This is a genomic window from Pseudarthrobacter humi (genome assembly GCF_024294965.1).
In the GTDB taxonomy this organism is placed as follows: domain Bacteria; phylum Actinomycetota; class Actinomycetes; order Actinomycetales; family Micrococcaceae; genus Arthrobacter; species Arthrobacter humi.
In genome coordinates this window covers 135,854-154,283 of record NZ_JANCLV010000009.1, presented here as the reverse complement: position 1 = coordinate 154,283, position 18,430 = coordinate 135,854, and the positions used below count along the sequence as shown (strand labels likewise).

18 protein-coding genes are annotated in these 18,430 nt (G+C 65.0%); 9 read left to right on the top strand and 9 right to left on the bottom strand.

The annotated features are described in order from the left end of the window. Window positions 1-178: 178 nt before the first annotated feature. Window positions 179-1,936 (top strand): M3 family metallopeptidase, encoded by a 1,758-nt coding sequence (locus NFC73_RS14250; RefSeq protein WP_254751249.1) that lies wholly within the window; start codon window positions 179-181, stop codon window positions 1,934-1,936. A gap of 142 nt (window positions 1,937-2,078) precedes the next feature. Here NFC73_RS14250 and pdxS read toward each other — a convergent pair whose 3' ends face one another. The 6 genes from pdxS to NFC73_RS14220 all read right to left on the bottom strand — a co-directional run bounded on the left by pdxS (window position 2,079) and on the right by NFC73_RS14220 (window position 10,314). Next, window positions 2,079-3,005: a pyridoxal 5'-phosphate synthase lyase subunit PdxS gene (pdxS, locus tag NFC73_RS14245; RefSeq protein WP_308292687.1), complete on the bottom strand. Its 927-nt coding sequence runs from the start codon at window positions 3,003-3,005 to the stop codon at window positions 2,079-2,081. A gap of 141 nt (window positions 3,006-3,146) precedes the next feature. Next, on the bottom strand, window positions 3,147-3,770 hold the full coding sequence (gene pgsA, locus NFC73_RS14240; RefSeq protein WP_254751223.1) for a phosphatidylinositol phosphate synthase: 624 nt from the start codon (window positions 3,768-3,770) through the stop codon (window positions 3,147-3,149). Then, window positions 3,760-4,347 carry an HIT family protein gene (locus NFC73_RS14235; RefSeq protein ID WP_254751221.1) on the bottom strand — a complete coding sequence of 196 codons (588 nt, stop codon included), beginning with the start codon at window positions 4,345-4,347 and terminating at the stop codon, window positions 3,760-3,762. Before NFC73_RS14235 ends, pgsA begins: the two co-directional genes overlap by 11 nt. A gap of 20 nt (window positions 4,348-4,367) precedes the next feature. Beyond that, a complete protein-coding gene (thrS, locus tag NFC73_RS14230; protein ID WP_254751219.1) occupies window positions 4,368-6,377 on the bottom strand; it encodes a threonine--tRNA ligase in 2,010 nt (669 codons plus the stop codon). A gap of 116 nt (window positions 6,378-6,493) precedes the next feature. After that, window positions 6,494-9,982 carry a DNA polymerase III subunit alpha gene (locus tag NFC73_RS14225; RefSeq protein ID WP_254751217.1) on the bottom strand — a complete coding sequence of 1,163 codons (3,489 nt, stop codon included), beginning with the start codon at window positions 9,980-9,982 and terminating at the stop codon, window positions 6,494-6,496. Then, window positions 9,979-10,314: a DUF6504 family protein gene (locus NFC73_RS14220; protein WP_254751215.1), complete on the bottom strand. Its 336-nt coding sequence runs from the start codon at window positions 10,312-10,314 to the stop codon at window positions 9,979-9,981. The genes NFC73_RS14225 and NFC73_RS14220 overlap by 4 nt, the downstream gene beginning before the upstream one ends. Before the next feature lie 154 nt (window positions 10,315-10,468). Here NFC73_RS14220 and NFC73_RS14215 point away from each other — a divergent pair, with 154 nt between their 5' ends. Further along, on the top strand, window positions 10,469-10,858 hold the full coding sequence (locus tag NFC73_RS14215; RefSeq protein ID WP_254751213.1) for a hypothetical protein: 390 nt from the start codon (window positions 10,469-10,471) through the stop codon (window positions 10,856-10,858). 91 nt (window positions 10,859-10,949) lie between these two features. Here the strand turns inward: NFC73_RS14215 and NFC73_RS14210 are convergent, their stop codons facing one another. Further along, the gene (locus NFC73_RS14210) at window positions 10,950-11,270 is read right to left on the bottom strand and encodes a chorismate mutase (RefSeq protein WP_141140757.1); all 321 of its coding nucleotides are present in this window, start codon (window positions 11,268-11,270) and stop codon (window positions 10,950-10,952) included. 19 nt (window positions 11,271-11,289) lie between these two features. Here NFC73_RS14210 and NFC73_RS14205 point away from each other — a divergent pair, with 19 nt between their 5' ends. Then, window positions 11,290-11,712, top strand: a complete 423-nt coding sequence (locus NFC73_RS14205; protein WP_058932327.1) for a VOC family protein — start codon at window positions 11,290-11,292, stop codon at window positions 11,710-11,712. A gap of 24 nt (window positions 11,713-11,736) precedes the next feature. Here the strand turns inward: NFC73_RS14205 and NFC73_RS14200 are convergent, their stop codons facing one another. Further along, window positions 11,737-12,468 (bottom strand): SOS response-associated peptidase, encoded by a 732-nt coding sequence (locus NFC73_RS14200; protein WP_254751245.1) that lies wholly within the window; start codon window positions 12,466-12,468, stop codon window positions 11,737-11,739. A 147-nt stretch (window positions 12,469-12,615) separates the two neighbouring features. Here NFC73_RS14200 and NFC73_RS14195 point away from each other — a divergent pair, with 147 nt between their 5' ends. From NFC73_RS14195 to NFC73_RS14185, 3 genes are all read left to right on the top strand, one after another. Further along, entirely contained in the window at window positions 12,616-12,873 is a 258-nt protein-coding gene (locus tag NFC73_RS14195) for a mycoredoxin (protein ID WP_131133128.1), read from the top strand. Window positions 12,874-12,956: 83 nt separating this feature from the next. Further along, on the top strand, window positions 12,957-14,042 hold the full coding sequence (locus tag NFC73_RS14190; protein WP_254751211.1) for an S-(hydroxymethyl)mycothiol dehydrogenase: 1,086 nt from the start codon (window positions 12,957-12,959) through the stop codon (window positions 14,040-14,042). After that, window positions 14,039-14,680: an MBL fold metallo-hydrolase gene (locus NFC73_RS14185; protein WP_254751209.1), complete on the top strand. Its 642-nt coding sequence runs from the start codon at window positions 14,039-14,041 to the stop codon at window positions 14,678-14,680. Before NFC73_RS14190 ends, NFC73_RS14185 begins: the two co-directional genes overlap by 4 nt. 54 nt (window positions 14,681-14,734) lie before the next feature. On the opposite strand, the gene NFC73_RS14180 is transcribed toward NFC73_RS14185, so the two are convergent. Further along, window positions 14,735-15,502, bottom strand: a complete 768-nt coding sequence (locus NFC73_RS14180) for a lipoate--protein ligase family protein (protein ID WP_254751243.1) — start codon at window positions 15,500-15,502, stop codon at window positions 14,735-14,737. Between the two features lie 16 nt (window positions 15,503-15,518). On the opposite strand from NFC73_RS14180, the gene NFC73_RS14175 reads away from it, so the two are divergent. The 3 genes from NFC73_RS14175 (at window position 15,519) to NFC73_RS14165 (ending at window position 18,423) form a co-directional block, all read left to right on the top strand. Further along, entirely contained in the window at window positions 15,519-15,908 is a 390-nt protein-coding gene (locus NFC73_RS14175) for a DUF2177 family protein (RefSeq protein ID WP_254751207.1), read from the top strand. A 93-nt stretch (window positions 15,909-16,001) separates the two neighbouring features. Further along, on the top strand, window positions 16,002-16,706 hold the full coding sequence (locus tag NFC73_RS14170) for an endonuclease/exonuclease/phosphatase family protein (protein WP_254751241.1): 705 nt from the start codon (window positions 16,002-16,004) through the stop codon (window positions 16,704-16,706). A 22-nt stretch (window positions 16,707-16,728) separates the two neighbouring features. Next, window positions 16,729-18,423: a SulP family inorganic anion transporter gene (locus NFC73_RS14165; RefSeq protein WP_254751205.1), complete on the top strand. Its 1,695-nt coding sequence runs from the start codon at window positions 16,729-16,731 to the stop codon at window positions 18,421-18,423. Window positions 18,424-18,430: the final 7 nt, after the last annotated feature.

Genomic DNA, 18,430 nt, shown 5'->3' with positions numbered 1-18,430 from the left:
CAAAGGCAACAGCTACCGGCTCAAAAGACACCAACCCGACGCCAGTACGGCACAATAGAACCACAACCCCGTGGCCCCGTTTTCAATTGGCACTATTGGCCCTATTTTCGGTTGGCGTTAACACCAGCGGGCGGCCGACTCCTTCTTCACCCTTGCCTCAGCCGACGCAACAGACGAAATCCGTGACCTGGAAACCGAACTCTCACCCCGCATTTCGGCGCATCAGGACGAGGTCTACCTCAACCGGGCACTGTTCGACAGGTTCGCGGCGATTGACACCTCCGGGCATGACGGTGAGTCCGTCCGGCTTGTGGAGGAGTACGTGAAGGAATTCCGCCAGTCCGGGATCCAGCTCGAAAAGCCGGACCAGGAACGGCTGAAGGAAATCAACGCGGAGCTGTCCAAACTGGGCACGGAGTTTGGCCAGCGGGTCAAGGAGGCCATGAAATCGTCTGCCTTGCTGCTGGACACAGCAGCCGACCTGGCCGGCTTGCCCGCAGACGATGTCGCCAGCGCCGCTGAGGCGGCCCGCGCCGTTGGCCACGACGGAAAATTCCTGCTGACGCTGATCCAGCCCAGCAACCAGCCCGCCCTGGCTGCCCTCGAAAACCGGGACATCCGCCGCCGGCTGTTTGAAGCTTCCATCGGCCGGGGCAGCGACGGCGGCAGCCTGGACGTCCTGGAACTGGCCAGGTCGACGGCCCGCCTGCGCGCTGAAAAGGCAGCCCTTCTGGGTTTCGCCAACTATGCCGAACTCGTGGTGGACCGCCAGACAGCCCGCGACTTTGACGCGGTCCAGTCCATGCTGACCAGGCTGGCCCCGGCGGCCGTGCGTAATGCCGACGCCGAGGCTGCGGCCCTGTCCGAGGCTGCAGGGCATCCGGTGGAGGCCTGGGACTGGGCGTTCTACTCAGCCAAGGTGCGGCGGGAAAAGTACGACGTGGACGAGCAGGCGCTCCGCCCCTATTTCGAGCTGGAACGCGTACTCCGGGACGGCGTCTTCTTCGCCGCCACGTCCCTCTACGGCATCACCTTCCACGAACGCAAGGAGCTCGCAGGCTACCACCCGGACGTCCGCGTCTGGGAAGTCCGGGACCAGGACGGCAGCGGACTGGGATTGTTCCTGGGCGACTACTACACCCGCGAATCCAAGCGGGGCGGCGCCTGGATGAACTCGCTGGTGGACCAGTCGGGCCTGCTGGGCACCCGGCCCGTGGTGATCAACAACCTCAACATCTCCAAGCCGCCGGCAGGCGAGCCCACACTCCTGACGCTGGACGAGCTGCGCACCACGTTCCACGAGTTCGGACACGCACTCCACGGCTTGTTGTCGAACGTGACGTATCCGCGGTTCGCCGGGACTGCTGTCCCCCGTGACTTTGTGGAATACCCGTCGCAGGTCAACGAGATGTGGATCCTGTGGCCGGAGGTGCTTGCCAATTATGCCCGGCACCATGCCACCGGCGAACCGCTTCCGCAGCAGGTGGTGGACAAGCTGAACGACTCACGGCTCTGGGGCGAAGGCTTCGGGACCGTGGAATACCTCGGTGCCGCGCTGCTGGACCTGGGGTGGCATGTGCTGGACGAAACCGAAATCCCCGACGACGTCCTGGCGTTTGAGGCGAAGTCCCTCGCGGCCGCGGGCGTGGCCCATGCCTTGATCCCGCCGCGATACCGCACCGGCTATTTCCAGCACATCTTCGCGGGGGCCGGCTATGCGGCCGGCTATTACTCGTACATCTGGAGTGAGGTGCTGGATGCCGAAACCGTGGACTGGTTCACCGAAAACGGCGGCCTAACACGCGACAACGGCGAACGCTTCCGCCAGGAGCTGCTCTCCCGCGGCAACAGCAGGGACCCGCTGGAATCCTTCCGCGCGCTCCGCGGCCGAGACGCCCGGCTGGAGCCCCTGCTGAAACGCCGCGGCCTGGAGTAACCCCCTCCCCAAATGGCTGGCACTTAACGTCGTGAAAAGCGATTTTCGCGACGTTAACTGCGAGTTAGATGGGTTAACGGACGACGGCGGCGCGCCACCTTCGAAAAGGTGACCCGCCGCCGTCGTACTGCTTTTGGAGCTGTTACCAGCCGCGCTCGGAGAGGCGGTGCGGCTGCGGGATCTCGTCGACGTTGATGCCCACCATGGCTTCGCCGAGGCCGCGGGAGGCCTTGGCAATGACGTCGGGGTCATCAAAGAACGTGGTGGCCTTGACCACGGCGGCGGCGCGCTGGGCCGGGTTGCCGGACTTGAAGATGCCGGAGCCGACGAACACGCCGTCGGCGCCGAGCTGCATCATCATCGCAGCGTCGGCCGGGGTGGCGATGCCGCCGGCGGTGAACAGCACCACGGGGAGCTTGCCGGCGGCGGCAACTTCCTTGACCAAGTCGTACGGGGCCTGCAGCTCCTTGGCCGCGACGTAGAGCTCGTCCTCGGGCAGGGCCGCGAGCTTGGCGATCTCTGCGCGGATCTGGCGCATGTGGCCGGTGGCGTTGGAGACGTCGCCGGTGCCGGCCTCACCCTTGGAACGGATCATGGCCGCGCCTTCGTTGATGCGGCGCAGCGCCTCACCAAGGTTCGTGGCGCCGCAGACGAAGGGAACGGTGAAGTTCCACTTGTCGATGTGGTGGACGTAGTCGGCCGGGGTCAGGACCTCGGACTCGTCGATGTAGTCCACGCCCAACGACTGCAGGACCTGGGCCTCCACGAAGTGGCCGATCCGGGCCTTGGCCATGACCGGCACGGAGACGGCTGCGATGATCGCCTCGATCATGTCCGGGTCCGACATGCGGGACACGCCGCCCTGGGCACGGATATCGGCCGGAACGCGTTCCAGCGCCATCACTGCAACGGCACCGGCGTCTTCGGCGATGCGGGCCTGTTCAACGTTGACGACGTCCATGATGACGCCGCCCTTGAGCATCTCAGCCATGCCGCGCTTGACGCGGTTGCTGCCCGTGACGCTGTTCGCGGACGAACCGGCTTCGCTGCTTACATCAGGTGTAGACACAAAAACCCCTATGGGTAGATAGATGATCTTCGCCGGGCGTGAGGGCGGCAAGAAACCGAAAGTACACGCACCGGGTTGCCGGATCCATTGACCGGGCAGTCACAATACTAGTCCCACGGCAGGCGGCGGGCTTAATCAGGCTTAATCCGAAGCTGCGGACTCCGCAAAGGCCTGGCGATGGACGGTGGCTATGCGCTGGATGATCGTGATGAGGCTGGCCAGGGCCAGGAGTCCAAGCGTCACCAGAAGAACCACCGGGGGCAATCCCAGGCCGGTAAATCCGGTGACCACCAGCACCGAAACCAGTCTCTCGGCGCGCTCGGCGATGCCCACATTCGCCGTGAAGCCAAGGGATTCGGCCTTGGACCGCGCATACGAGACCACCATGCCCAAAACGAGGCACAGCATGGCGGCGACGGCGATGGCGTAGTCGCCGCCCCCGGTGAAGAACCAGATGGCCACACCCGCGAACAGAGCGCCGTCGGCAATCCTGTCCAGGGTGGAGTCCAGGAAGTTTCCCCAGCGGCCGCCGGTGTCCCGCAGCCGGGCCATAATGCCGTCAAGCACGTCCGAAAAGATGAACGCGGTAATGAACAGGGTCCCCCACCAGAGCTGGCCGAGGGGGTAGAAGACCAACGCACCCACCACCACGCCGGCGGTTCCGATGACCGTCACAGCATCAGGGGAAACACCGATTTTCAGGAGCCATCGCGCAACCGGAGTGAGAAGCGCGGTGAAAAACCCGCGCGCATGCCTATTCAGCATCCGTCTCCCCGGGCCAGGCCTCAGCAACCTGCTGGCGGACTTCATCCAGGGTCTGCGTGACGGCCTTGGTCTGGGCAATGATGGGGAAGAAATTGCCGTCCCCGCCCCAGCGCGGCACGATGTGCTGGTGCAGGTGCGCGGCGATTCCTGCCCCGCCCACTACGCCCTGGTTCATGCCGAGGTTGAACCCGCCCGGGTTCGCCACCTTGCGCAGGACACGCATGGCCGTCTGGGTGATCTCCGCAAATTCCGCGGTCTCTTCCACCGTGAGGTCTGTGTAGTCCGGGACGTGCCGGTACGGGCAGACCAGGAGGTGCCCCGGATTGTAGGGAAACAGGTTGAGGACCACGTAACAGGTCTTCCCCCGGTAGACGATCAGGGCTTCCTCGTCAGTCCGGCCCGGACCCACGCAGAAGGGGCAGTCGTTCTCGTTCTTGAACTGGTGCTGGCCGCCCTTGATGTAGGCCATCCGGTGCGGAGTCCACAGGCGCTGGAAAGCATCCGGCACGCCCGCGAGCTCATAGTCATCTGTCACGCCGGCATCCCCTGGATAGCCTGCGCCTGTGTTCTCCTGCACCGTGTTCTTATCCGTTTCCGCTAGCTGGTCCGGTTACGGACGGCTTCCGTGATCCGCTTGACGGCCACGGCCACCGGCACGCCGTTGTCCTGGCTCCCGTCACGGAAGCGGAAGGACACCGCGCCCGCCTCTGCGTCGTCGCCGCCTGCGATCAGGACAAACGGGATCTTGTCCTTGCTGGCGGTGCGGATCTTCTTGGGGAACCTGTCCGAGGACGTATCCACCTCGGCGCGGATGCCGGCCGCCTTGAGCTGGTCAACGACGTCGAACATGTACTCGTTGAACGTTTCGGCCACCGGGATGCCCACCACCTGCACGGGGGAAAGCCACGCGGGGAACGCGCCGGCGTAGTGCTCGGTGAGCACGCCCATGAACCGCTCGATGGAACCGAAGAGCGCACGGTGGATCATCACAGGACGCTGGCGCGTGCCGTCGGCTGCCTGGAATTCCAGCTCGAAGCGTTCCGGGAGGTTGAAGTCCAGCTGGATGGTGGACATCTGCCAGGTTCGCCCGAGTGCGTCCTTGGCCTGGACGGAGATCTTCGGGCCGTAGAAGGCCGCTCCACCCGGATCCGCAACCAGTTCCAGGCCGGATTCCTCAGCCACTTCGGCGAGGGTCCGGGTGGCTTCTTCCCAGGCTGCGTCTTCGCCGACGTACTTCTCCGGGTCCTTGGTGGACAGCTCCAGGTAGAAGTCGTTCAGGCCGTAGTCCTTCAGCAGGTCGAGCACGAACGTCAGGGTCTTGGTGAGCTCGTCCTTCATCTGCTCGCGGGTGCAGTAGATGTGGGCGTCGTCCTGTGTCATGCCACGGACCCGGGTCAGACCGTGGACCACGCCGGACTTTTCGTACCGGTAGACCGAACCGAATTCGAAGAGGCGCAGGGGCAGTTCACGGTAGGACCGTCCACGCGAGCGGAAGATCAGGTTGTGCATGGGGCAGTTCATCGGCTTCAGGTAGTAGTCCTGACCGGGCTTGCGCACGGTGCCGTCCTCGTTGAGTTCCGCGTCCACATGCATGGCCGGGAACATGCCTTCCTTGTACCAGTCCAGGTGGCCCGAGACTTCGTACAGGTGGCCCTTGGTGATGTGGGGCGTGTAGACGAACTCGTAGCCGGCGTCGACGTGGCGCTGGCGGGAGTAGTCCTCCATCTCCTTGCGGATAATGCCGCCCTTGGGGTGGAACACGGGCAGGCCGGAGCCCAGTTCGTCAGGGAAGGAGAACAGGTCAAGTTCGACGCCGAGCTTGCGGTGGTCGCGCCGCTCGGCCTCGGCGATGCGCTCCTGGTAGGCCTTGAGCGCGTCCTTGGTGGGCCAGGCGGTGCCGTAGATGCGCTGCAGCTGCTGGTTCTTCTGGTTGCCCAGCCAGTACGCGGAGGAGGACCGGGTCAGGGCGAAGGCGTTGGAGATGAGCTTGGTGTTGGGCAGGTGCGGGCCGCGGCAGAGGTCGCACCAGACCGTGGTGCCCTCTTTGCGCTCGACATTGTTGTAGATGGTGATGTCGCCGGCGCCGACCTCGACGTTGACGCCCTCACCGGCCTCGGCGGCGTTGTTCTTCTTGCCCAGGAGTTCGAGCTTGTATGGCTCGTTCTTCATGGCCTCGCGGGCCTCGTCCTCGCTGACCACGCGGCGGACGAATTTCTGGTTCTGGTTGACGATCTTGAGCATCATCTTCTCGAGGGTCTTGAGGTCCTCGGGGGTGAACGGTTCAGCGACGTCGAAGTCGAAGTAGAAGCCGTCGGTGATGTACGGGCCGATGCCCAGCTTGGCGTCCGGGCGCAGCTGCTGCACGGCCTGGGCCATGACGTGGGCGGTGGAGTGGCGGAGGACGTCCAGGCCGTCCGGGGAATCGATGGTGACGCCCTCGATCTCGGCGCCTTCGGGCAGCTCCTGCTCCAGGTCCTTCAGCTCGCCGTTGACGCGGGCAACAACAACATCGCGGCGCTCAAAGAAGAGTTCCGCACCGGTTGTCCCGGTAGTCACCTTGGTCTCTTCGCCATCGACGATGAGGGTGATCTGCTGGGCATCTGACACGGGTGTCTCCTATTCAAAGTTTTAGGCTTCATAGCTTGCGGCGTACGGGGACCACAGCCAGCCATCGTCAATGCTATCGGTTTCCCGGGAGGCCGACCAACGGGACCCGCAGCCGCTCAGCCGCCCATTCCGGTAATCGCCAGGCTTCGGCTGATCCCGTCCAAAGGATGCGGCACATCGGTGCTCTCCACCCGATCCGCCGCGAACGGCAGGGTTTCCACCCGGCTCAGGTCCCAGGCCATGCTGGCGCTCAGGCTGATTCCCCGGGGACCTGTCCGCCGGGTGGTGCCCCGGATCAGCAGCAGCCTGGTGCCGAACAGCAGCAGCCCCGCCTGTTCCTGGGCTTCATGGAAGAACACGGAGTCGACGCAGCCGGTGCCGTCGTCGATGCTGATGAACACCACCCGCCGGCCGCCGCGCATGGGCGGTGTCTGGGTGGCGATGCGCACCCCTGCCACCAGCACCTCGGTGTTGTTGCGCAGGCCCAGCAGTTTGTCTGCAGTGGTGACACCCAGCCGGTCCAGCATGGGCCGGTGGCTGTCCATCAGGTGCCCGCTGACATCTATGGCCATCAGGTCCAGTTCTGCCCGGACGTTTTCCACCAGGGTGGGCGCGGGAAGCCCGGGCTTGACGTTCCGCAGCTCCACATCCCCCAGCGGAAGGGACAGCTGACCGTCCATGATGTCGAGGCCCTTCCGGGTACCGCCCGCGGCCTGGAGCTGTTGCAGGTGCTGGACGAGGTCTGCGCGGTTGGCGGCGCCTCCCGATTCACGGTGCAGGGAGTCAAAGGCACCCAGCTGGGCGAGCCTTTTGATGCTTGGCTTGCTCAGCCTGGACCGGGCACGGAGGTCAGCCAGGGAGTCGTAGGGCTGGCCGGCGACAATCCGCTTGAGCTCGGTCCCGGACAGGCCATAGATGCCGTTAAGGCTCAGCCTGATCCCCAGCTTGCCGGTGTCCGGTCCGTCCGTCACCCGTTCCACCCGGTACTCGGCCTGGCTGCGGTTGATGTCCAGCGGCAGGATGGGGATGCCCAGCCTGCGGGCTTCTGCCACCAGGAGCCGTTTGGGGTACATGCCGGGATCGTGTTCCCACAGCCCGGCCAGGAAAGCCTCGGGGTGGTGCGTCTTGAGCCACGCGGACTGGTAGGTGGGAACGGCAAATGCCGCACCGTGCGCCTTGCAGAAGCCGAAGCTGCCAAAGGCTTTCAGGGTCCCCCAGACCTTGTCCACTACTTCCGGGGTGTACCCCTTGATCCGGGCCTCCCTGCGGAAGAACTCTTCCACTTTCAGCTCGTGGACCTCGTTGCCGAGCGCCCGGCGGAACTCATCCGCGCGCGCCAGGCCGCAGCCGGTCATTACATCAAAGGTTTTCAGGATCTGTTCGTGGAAGACAGTGACCCCATGCGTTTCCTGCAGCACAGGTTTCAGGTCCGGGTGCGGGTAGACCTCCGGCGAGAAGCCGTGCCGGTGCTCCAGGAAGGGCCGCACCATGTCCGATTTCATGGGGCCGGGCCGGAACAGAGAAATGTCGATGATGAGGTCATTGAACTCACGCGGCGCCAGCTTGCCGATCAGTTCACGCTGGCCGGGTGACTCGATCTGGAAGCAGCCCAGGGTGTGGGTGCTGCGGATCAGTTCGTAGGTTGGTTCATCATCCAGCGGCACGGCGTTGAGGTCGATGTGGCCGTTCTCGGCGATGTACTCCGGCCCGGTCCCGTCAGGACCTGCAGGGTGGGCCCCTGCCGCCACCACTTCCGCTTTGGAAGGATGGATCCGGATGACTTCCCGGACGGCAAACGCCATCGCGCTCTGCATCCTGACCCCCAGGACATCAAGCTTGAGCATGCCCATGGGATCCATGTCGTGTTTATCGAACTGGCTCATGGGCAGCCCCAGCCCGCTGGGCTGCACGGGGGTCCGGTCAAGCAGCGTGGCATCGCCCAGGATCACCCCGCAGGGATGCATGGAGATATGGCGGGGCAGCCGGTCCAGCCGTTCCGTGAGGTCCACCAGCAGGTCAAGCTGCTGGTTTTCGGCGAAGTCCCGTTGTTCCACGCGCCCGGCGAATTCCCGCAGCTCAGGTTTCTCAACCAGTGCCTCACGGAATTTCCGGGCCGAAAAACGCCACAGCTGCTTGGCGATCTCACCGACGTCGTCATCGTCCATCCCCAGGGCCATCCCGGCGTCGCGGACGGCACCGCGGGCGCGATACCCGTTCTGCATGCTCATCAGCGTGACGCGCTCAGAACCGAAGCGGTCAAAGATCCGCCGGTACACGTTGTGCCGTTCGGCGCTTTCGACGTCGATGTCGATGTCCGGCAACGTGGCCCGGTCCCGGGATAGGAAGCGTTCGAAGATCAGGTCGTGTTGCAGGGGGTCCACCTGGCTGACATCAATCAGGTAGTTGACCAGGCTGGAGGCCCCGGAACCGCGGGCGGCTGCCCTGACCCCCATGTCCATGATCATCCGGGAGACCTCCGCGACCGTGAGGAAATAGGAGGAAAACCCGAGGTTCCTGATGATCCCCAGCTCGTGCTCCAGCCGCGAGCGCATGTCCTTGTGGGCTGAGCCTGATATTCCGGGGAACCGCCTGCTGATCCCGGCCTCACAGCGCTGCACCAGTTCATCGTGCGGGTCCTGGCTGATGCCAATGACCGATGCCTCGGGGACCACCGGCTGCTTCCAGCCCATGTCAGTCACCGGGTCAATCCGGCAGAAGTCGGCGAGCGCCTCGGTCTGCGCCATCAGCTGTTTGAGGTCCGCTGCGCCATACCCTGCGGCGCGGATGATTTCCTTGCCGAGCTGAAGCATCTGCGCTGATGATTTGAGCCAGGCCTGCCCGTTGGGCTGGAGCAGCGGCTCGGCCGCGAGCTCGGGAAGTGACTTCAGCGTCCGGGCGGAGTCGAGTACGTCCGCTGTGGCGGCGCCGTCCTCTGCGCAGTAGCGGACCGCGTTGGTGAGCACCGCGGGTACGTGGTGCTCTTCCGCGAGTTTGAGCATTCGTACTGCGTGGGCGGTGCTCAGGGGCGCTCCAGGGGCAGTGAGCTGGGAAACGACTTCCGCCACCAGGGTTCTTGGGGGCATGGCGTCCAGCCAGCTTTTGAAAAGGGTGCGCGGACGGAGGTAGCGCCGGCCGCTCATGGCCCGTCCGACGTCGGAATCCGGGCCGATCAGGACCGTCAGGACCGGTTTCAGGGTTTTGGGGTCGAGCGTGCGGGAGGCGAGTTCGGCGCGGGTGACCGCCACGGGCACCGCTCCTCCGGCTTTGCCGGAGGTGCGGGCATGGGCATCGGACACCAGCCGGCACAGTGCGCGGTAGCCCGCCCCGTTGTTGTGGCCGCGGGCGAGCACCACTACCCTGCCGGCGAGCTGGGTGCGGTGGTCGCCGTCGTCGTCGAAAACCGCAAGGTCCACCCCCACGATGGGGTCGATGCCGGCTTCCATACAGGCTTTGAGGTGTTTGATGGTGCCGTAGAGGCCGTCCCGGTCCGTGCAGGCGAGCGCGGTTGCGCCGTCCGCCGCGGCAACCTGGGCCAGTTCGTCGGGCCAGGCAACGCCATAGTGTGCGCTGAAGGCCGTGGAAACGTGAAGGTGGGAGAAGCTCATGCTGTGTGTGGCCGGAGGGCGTCGTGGATCCGCAGGAGCCTCCAGCGGCCGCTGCCGGTATGCCGGCTCAGGTCCAGGGTGAGCGGCTCTCCGGCATCCCGGGGACCGGCACCCCGCGGGTCCGCCTGCACTTGGACGCGCCAGATTTCGTGGTCCACCAGCCCCGGCCCGCTGCCGAGCGGCGCACGGCGTTCCTCGGTCCACCACTGCCGGCGTTCATACCACCGGACGGGCTCGGCGCACACCGTGTAGTGCCGTCCGGCCCACTGGAGGCTCAGCGGCTGGCCGGCGGGGGTGCACACGACGTCCACGGACTCGCTGAACATACCCATGGCGCCTCCCGGAACTGAACGGAGCAGATGCAAAAATGCTGATGCAAAAGCAAGGTATTCGAATACATATTCGAATACCTTGAGTCTACGACGACGCTCCGACAAAACCTAGACAGGGGTGGACGGACGGGCAGCAGGGAGGCAGGATTGTGGCATGAGCACCAATGACGCACTCCTCAAGCACGTAAGCATCAAAGCCCAGGACGAAAAGCTCGTGGCAACCTTTGATATCGACGGCAACATACCGGGGGCAGGTGCGTACGTAGTGGGACTGGTGGCGGCGAGCCCTGATTACTCATCGCAAAGACGCTTGGGCATTGAGTTCATGAACGGGGAGGCCATTGCCTTCTACTCGTTCAGCCATGACCAGACTGCCGAGGAAAACTATGATCTTGGCGGCGTGACGCACTCGGGCAGCACCATCACCGGCAACTTCCCCGTCGCGGCCGTCCATGGCCTGGGCAAGGGCCACATCATGTCGGCCTTCAGCGAGGCTGACGGCAGGGCGTTCCAGTCGGGCGTTGCCGTCGACGAAGCGCTCTAGGTCAACGAAGCGCTCCAGGTCGACGAAGCGCTCCGGGAAACACCGGGGCAGGTGCTGCCGGAACGGTGTCCGGACAGCACCTGCTGCAGCGTCAGCTGCTTTCTCTGTGGACCTTCATCTCGAGTTTGATGAAGCCCGAGATCATGGCCCGGTACGTTGATTCGACAATGTCCGGATCAATGTCCTTCTTTTCCGCGGCGGCCCGGACATGCTCGATCACCCGTTCCACCCGGCCGGGGGCGCGGACTTCAGCGTCGTCCCCCTTCAGGGTTCCGGCGATCCGGATCAGGCGTTCACGCCGCGCAATGAGGGTGACAATCTGCTCGTCAACTTCGTCCACCGCAATCCGAACAGCAGCGAGCTGTTCCTTGTCGGCCAAAGCGTCCCTATCGTTTCCTTGAATTGTTGCCATCTTCTGACAGTATCGAAGCATGCAGCCCAGAGTCGACTTCATCTCACTAGGCGTTCGCAGTGTTGACGCCTCCCGCCGGTTCTACGCGGAGGGCCTCGGCTGGCCTGTCCACCGCGAGTTTCCCGGTGATGTGGTGTTCATCCAGGTCAACCACGGCCTCATCCTTTCCCTGTGGGACGCCGCGCAGATGCACGCTGAGGCGGGGGTTGGTGTCCCCGGCCCGGTCCCCTGCATCACGCTCAGCCACAACCTGCCCAGCACCGAGGCGGTGGACCGGGTCATGGCGGAAGCGGCATCGGCCGGGGCCACTATCGTCGCCGCGCCGGTCACCCAGCCCTGGGGAGGGTACAGCGGCTATTTCGCCGATCCGGACGGCTTCCGCTGGGAAGTTGCCTACAACCCCACGTGGACAGTGGACGACGCCGGCAAGGTCACCGTTTAGGGGCATGTCGCCACGAGTGCCTGCTTAGAACAGCGCCGCAACGGGCCGGATGAGTTCCGGGGAGTTGTTGCGCACGTTGCCCACCTCGGTGCCGACGGAATCCACATGCCAGTCGGCCGCGACTTCCAACACGCGTGCCCGGACCAGGTCCACGAGGAAGGCGGCGTCATCGATCTGCGGGTCAAGCCAGGACGCCATCGTGGCCCGGTCCATGGGCAGCGGCACGCGGTCGTGCAGGGCGGTGAGCTTGCCGAAAATTGTGGACTCGGCACCGGGCGGCGGAGTATCTGCCGTCAGGATGGACGTGGAGAGCATCCACCGTCCGGGATCGCCCTCGGCCTTGGACGGATCCTTCCACCACTCATACAGGCCCGCGAACACCAGTCCGCCGCTTTTTCCTGGGTGGACGTAGTACGGCTGCTTGTCTTTGCCGGTGCCCTGCTTCCATTCGTAGTACCCGTCCGCCGGGACAGCGCAGCGACGTGACTTCACGGCCTTGCGGAAAGCCGGCTTCTCCAGCACAGTCTCGCTCCGCGCGTTGATCATCTTGGGTCCGATGCCCGGATCCTTCGCCCAGGACGGCACCAGGCCCCAACGGGCCACATGCAACTGCCGCACAGGGCCGTCGTCGATCAGCCGTTCCAGGACGATCGGCACGGGGTCGGTGGGCGCCACGTTCCAGGACGGCGGAAGATGTACTTCCCCTTCCAGCTGGGCATCAAAGTCAGCCAGCAGATCACCCACGGCCCGTGCCATCACGTAACGTCCACACATGGCTCCAGCATGCCATCAGCGTTATGTACTGTCATCCGGCACCTCATCCGCCGGGCCGGCTCAGGGAATAGCCCGCCACGGGTTACCGTTGACGGGAACGAACCCCCTCAACGATTTCAGGAGAGCTCCGTGGACTTTACCCCCGAGAACGGCACCATCACCATGTTTTCCACCACCTGGTGCGGCTACTGCAACCGGCTGAAGAAGCAGCTGGACGCGCAGGGCATCGGCTACACGGAGATCAACATCGAAGAGGTGGAGGGAACGGCCGAACTCGTGGAGCAGCTCAACGGCGGCAACCAGACAGTCCCCACGGTGCTCTTCCCCGACGGCACCGCCGCCACCAACCCCTCAGTTGCCGAGGTCAAGAGCCGCCTCGCAGCCTGACCGCACCGTCTCATGTGGTAGACAGAACGGGACCAACATCCGTGTTGGTCCCGTTCTGTCTATCTGCATTGAGGGAGCCTTTCGTGGTCCATAAAGTCAAAGGTGTCGTAGCCCGTTCGAAGGGCGCCCCGGTCACTCTGGAGACCGTCCTGGTCCCGGATCCGGGCCCGGGCGAGGCTCTGGTGGACATCATCACCAGCGGCGTCTGCCACACCGACCTGCACTACAAGCTGGGCGGCATCAGCGATGACTTCCCGTTCCTCCTGGGCCACGAGGCCACCGGGGTGGTCAGCGCCGTGGGCCCCGACGTCACCAACGTTGTCCCGGGCGACCGCGTGGTGCTGAACTGGCGCGCCGTCTGCGGCAACTGCCGCGCGTGCAACCGCGGCCAGGCGCAGTACTGCTTCAACACCCACAACGCCACCCAGAAGATGACACTTGAGGACGGCACCGAACTGTCCGCCGCCCTGGGCATCGGCGCGTTCATCGAAAAGACCCTCGTGGCCGCCGGCCAGTGCACCAAGGTGGATCCCGACGCCGATGCTGCCGCCATCGGCCTGCTCGGCTGCGGTGTGATGGCCGGCCTTGGCGCCGCCATCAACACCGGAGGCGTCAAGCGCGGCGATACGGTCGCCGTCATCGGCTGCGGCGGTGTGGGCGTGGCCGCCATCGCCGGCGCCGCTCTCGCCGGCGCAACCACCATAATCGCCGTCGACATCGACGCGAAAAAGCTGGACCGCGCCAAGGGCCTCGGCGCCACCCACACCGTGGACTCCTCCACGACGGACCCTGTGGAGAAAATCCGGGAGCTCACCGGCGGCTTCGGCGCTGACGTGGTGATTGACGCCGTCGGCCGTCCCGAAACGTACAAGCAGGCGTTCTACGCGCGCGATCTCGCCGGCACCGTGGTGCTGGTGGGCGTTCCGACGCCGGAGATGACCCTGGAGCTGCCCCTGCTGGACGTCTTCGGCCGCGGCGGCTCGCTGAAGTCCTCCTGGTATGGGGACTGCCTGCCCTCCCGGGACTTCCCCATGCTGATCAGCCTCTACAAGCAGGGCAAGCTGGACCTGGATGCGTTCGTGACCGAGCGGATCACCATCGACCAGGTGGAGGAAGCCTTCGAGAAGATGCACTCCGGTTCGGTGCTGCGTTCGGTGGTGGAACTGTGAGCGTCCGGATCGAGCGGCTGGTCACGTCCGGGACATTCTCGCTTGACGGCGGCACCTGGGATGTGGACAACAATGTCTGGATCGTGGGCAACGAGGAGGAATGCGTGGTGATCGACCCCGCGCACGATGCCAAGGCCGTTGCCGCCGCCGTGGGTAGCCGGAAGCTCAAGGCGATCCTGCTGACCCACGGCCACGACGACCATATCCGTTCAGTAGCTGACTTCTGGGACCTCGTCCAGGCCCCGATCCACCTCCACCGGGACGACTGGATGCTGTGGCGGAACGTCTACCCGGATGTGGAACCGGACGTCGCCATCAAGCACGGCGACGTCATTGAGGTGGCGGGGGCCAGCCTGACGGCCCTGCACACCCCCGGGCACTCTCCCGGCTCGGTGTCCTTCCACCTGGCTGACGGACCCGACGGCGAGGGCTCGCTCTTCAGCGGCGACACCCTGTTCCAGGGTGGCCCCGGCGCCACGGGCAGGTCCTACAGCGACTTCCCCACCATCATCGAGTCGATCCGGACATGGCTGCTGCCGCTGCCGGCCGGAACAGTGGTCCGGACCGGGCACGGCGACAGCACCACCATCGGAGCCGAATCCCCGCACCTGGACGAATGGATCGCCCGGGGCCACTAAAGGGGCCCCGCCGGCCGGAAACCAGGCCAGCCGGCCCGGCCCGGCAAGCGCGGGCTACGCCTCCCGAGTATCCAAACCTGCATAGCTGCTGAAGTCGGCGTGCTGGAGGGAGGCGTGGCCCGCGTACGCGGCAATAACGGCGTCCACAACATCCCGGACCGTGAGGCCAGGCACCAGATCGTTGGCCGCGCCGGCGGTGGCCGGGTCCCACTCCAGGCCCAGGGCTGCATAGCTGTCCGTCAGGACGCTGCGGATGGGGGCGGAATTTTCCACCACGATCACGGAACTGAACAGCCACCCGCCGCTCACCACGCGCTGCGCTGTGCCCACGAGTTTGATCCGGTGCGCCGGGTCGGCCGGGTGGGTGCCGTGAACGCTGAACTCCCCGGGGCAGTACTCCCCCGGAATTTCGCCAACCGCTGCCTGCACACCGACGTCCCGCAGGGACTGCGCCAGCAGCTCGCCAAAGAAGCTGAACCGGCCCTTGGAACCGGCAATGGCGTCCGCATGGGGCATGACGTGGTCCACCACCAGCGTGCCCTCGTGGTAGGCGGCGGCGCGTCCGCCGGCCTTCCGCACCAGGGGTTCAAATCCGTGCTCGCGGCAGGCCCGGGCGGCCGCCTCGAAGCCGGGCAGGCGGGTATCCCGCTGGCCGAAGGCAACAGTGGGCGCGGGCCGGTACAGCCGCAGCGTGGGGCCGATCCTGCCGGTCTTCGCCTGGTTCAGCAGTTCGAGGCCGAATTCCAGGTCACGCGCGGCGCCGAGGGAATGATCCTGCCGCACCACGGTGAGCGTCCGGAGTCCCGCTTCGGCGTCCTGCATATTGCTAAGCTCCCTTATGGTCATATTGCATTTCCTTGTTGTCGCGGCTGCGTTCGCTGCCATCGACGCCGTCTGGCTCAAGCTCATGAACCCGTTCTACCGCAGCCACATCGGTGACCTGCTCGCAGACAAGCCACACTTAGGTTACGCCGTGGCTTTCTATGTCATGTACATAGCGGGGATCGTCTTCTTTGCGCTGCGGCCGGCACTCGACGGCGGCAGCTGGCTGACCGCCGTCGGCCATGGGGCCGCCCTGGGCGCCTTTGCCTACGCAACGTACGACCTGACGAATGCCGCCACGCTCAAGACCTGGCCGCTGCAGCTCGTTGTTGTGGACATCCTGTGGGGTGCCGCCCTGACGGGACTGTCCACCCTCGCCGGCTGGCTGTTGTTCCGCGCCACCTGACATCCAGCGGTGTATTGCTGCACCATCCCCCATCTGGTGGCTAAACTCAGGAACTGGGCCCACCCGCTACTCCTCAGAAGAGGTAATCCACTGATACGCGTCATTAGCTACAACCTCCGCAAGCACCAGGCCAGCGGGGAACTGGTTGATCTTGCCCAGAATTTCGGCGTCGATGCCCTGTGCCTCCAGGAGTGCGACACCGAAGACCTGCCGGACACGCTGGGTCCGCTGCAACTCGCGGACTCCACCAAGGGCAACCGCCTTGGGCTGGCCATCTACTACCGGCCTGACCGGTTCACGGCCCACGGCACCAAGACCTTCGCGCTCAAGAAGTCCCTGCACGACATGGTCCTGGCGCCCGCCCATGAGCGCCTCATCGGCACGCGCGTGCGGGACAACGAGACCGATCACGAACTGGTTATCGCCTCGTTCCACGCCGCTCCGCTGACCGCCACCAACTCGCTGCGGCGCAACCAGATCCACGCGGCCCACGCTGAACTCCTGGGTATGGGCACCGGCCTGATGACTCTGATGGTGGGTGACTTCAACTACCCCTTCTTCACGAAGAACCTCAACGAACACATGAAGAACACGGGCTACGAACTCTCCCTCAGTGACCGCAGGACCTACACCCGCTACAAGGTATTCAAGGGCCACTTCGACTTCGCCACGTCCCTGGGACTGAACATCGAGAATGTGGAAACTCTGCCCCGCGGCGCCTCCGACCACCTGCCGATCCTGGTGACCGCCGAATATGGCCAGGATTCGACGCCGTTCCAGGAGCCCCCCGCGTCCTGATTTCACCAATTTGGAGGCCCGAGTGCGGCACGACTGGATCAATAAGGTGCTACCGGGCGTTGGTGTTGCGCGTGGCTACAAACGGTCCTGGCTGAAGTCGGACCTCGTGGCTGGTGCCGTCTTGAGTGCAGCCCTGGTGCCGGCAGGGATGGCGTACGCCGAGGCCAGCGGGCTTCCTGCAGTGAACGGGCTGTACGCCTCCGTGGTGCCCATGATCTTCTATGCCGTGTTCGGGCCATCCCGGGTTGTCATTGTGGGGCCGGACTCGGCGCTGGCCCCCATGATCGCGGCCGCCATCCTTCCGCTGGCCGGGCAGGATCCGGAGAAGGCGGTGACCATGGCCGGCGTGCTGGCCATCCTGATCGGCCTTTTCCTGATCGCGGGCAGGGTCTTCAAGTTAGGGTTTGTGACGGGATTGCTGTCCCGGCCCATTCGCGTCGGATACCTGAACGGCATCGCGTTGGCGGTGACCGTCAGTCAGCTTCCGCGGCTGCTGGGGATAGATGTCTCCGCCGATGGCCTCTTTGAGCGCCTCACGTCCCTGGCGGACGCCGTCCTCAGCGGCGGTATCAATCCCGTAGCGCTAGCTGTGGGCGCAGGCAGCCTTGCTGTCATTATTGCCGGGCGCTTCCTTCCGTGGCAGGTGCCCAGCGTACTGTTTGCCGTGGCAGGTTCCATCGCCGTTGTGGCCGCTCTGGGCCTTGCCGGACAGCTGCCCATGGTGGGTGCACTGCCGCAAGGGCTCCCGGCGCCCGCGCTGGGCGGCATCGGCATGAACGACGTCCTGTCACTCGTGGGCCCTGCAGCAGGCATCGCGCTGATTGCCTTTGCGGACACCTCCACCTTGTCCAAAAGCCTCGCAGCGCGCCGCGGAGTGAGGGTCAACGGCAATGAGGAAATGGGGGCCTTAGGCATCGCCAACGTGGCAACCGGGGTGCTGGGCGGCTTTCCGGTGAGCGGAAGCTCCTCCCGCACCCCGATTGTGCTCGACGCCGGGGCGAAGACGCAGCTCAGCGGTGTGGTGGCAGCCTTGCTCGTGGTCCTTTTTATGGTCGCCGCACCGGGGGTGACGGCTTTCCTTCCCACCGCTACGCTCGCCGCCGTGGTGATCGTGGCGGCGTCTTCGCTGGTTGACGTGCGAACGCTCGTGCGCCTCGTCAGGATGAGCCGGCTGGAGGCCCTCCTCCTGGTGGTTACATTCCTCGGCGTCGCCTTTATAGGCGTCCTACCGGGAATTGCCGTGGCCATTGGACTGTCCCTTCTGGCCTTTGTCCAGCGCGCCTGGGATCCCTACCGCACTGAGCTGGCCAGCGTGGCGGACGTTCCGGGCTTCCATGACCTGGACCGGCATCCCGAAGGCCGGCGGGTGGAGGGCCTGGTGATTGCCCGTTTCGATGCACCGCTGTTCTTTGCCAACGGGGAAGTGTTCGCCGAGCACATCCACGGCCTGGTGGACGCCGCGCCCTGGCCGGTGAAGTGGGTCATTGTGGCAGCCGAGCCGATCACAGGCCTTGATACGACAGCGCTGGATGAGCTCATTCAGCTCGACGATGAACTGGCGCAGGACGGTATCAGCTTGGTCTTCGCAGAAATGAAGGGACCGATCAAGGACCGCCTGATCCGGTTCGGGGCGAGCGCACGGTTCACAGAAGACCATTTCTTCCCCACCCTGCGCAATGCGGTACAAAGCTACAAAAGCATTACCGGCGCCGACTAGTCACACA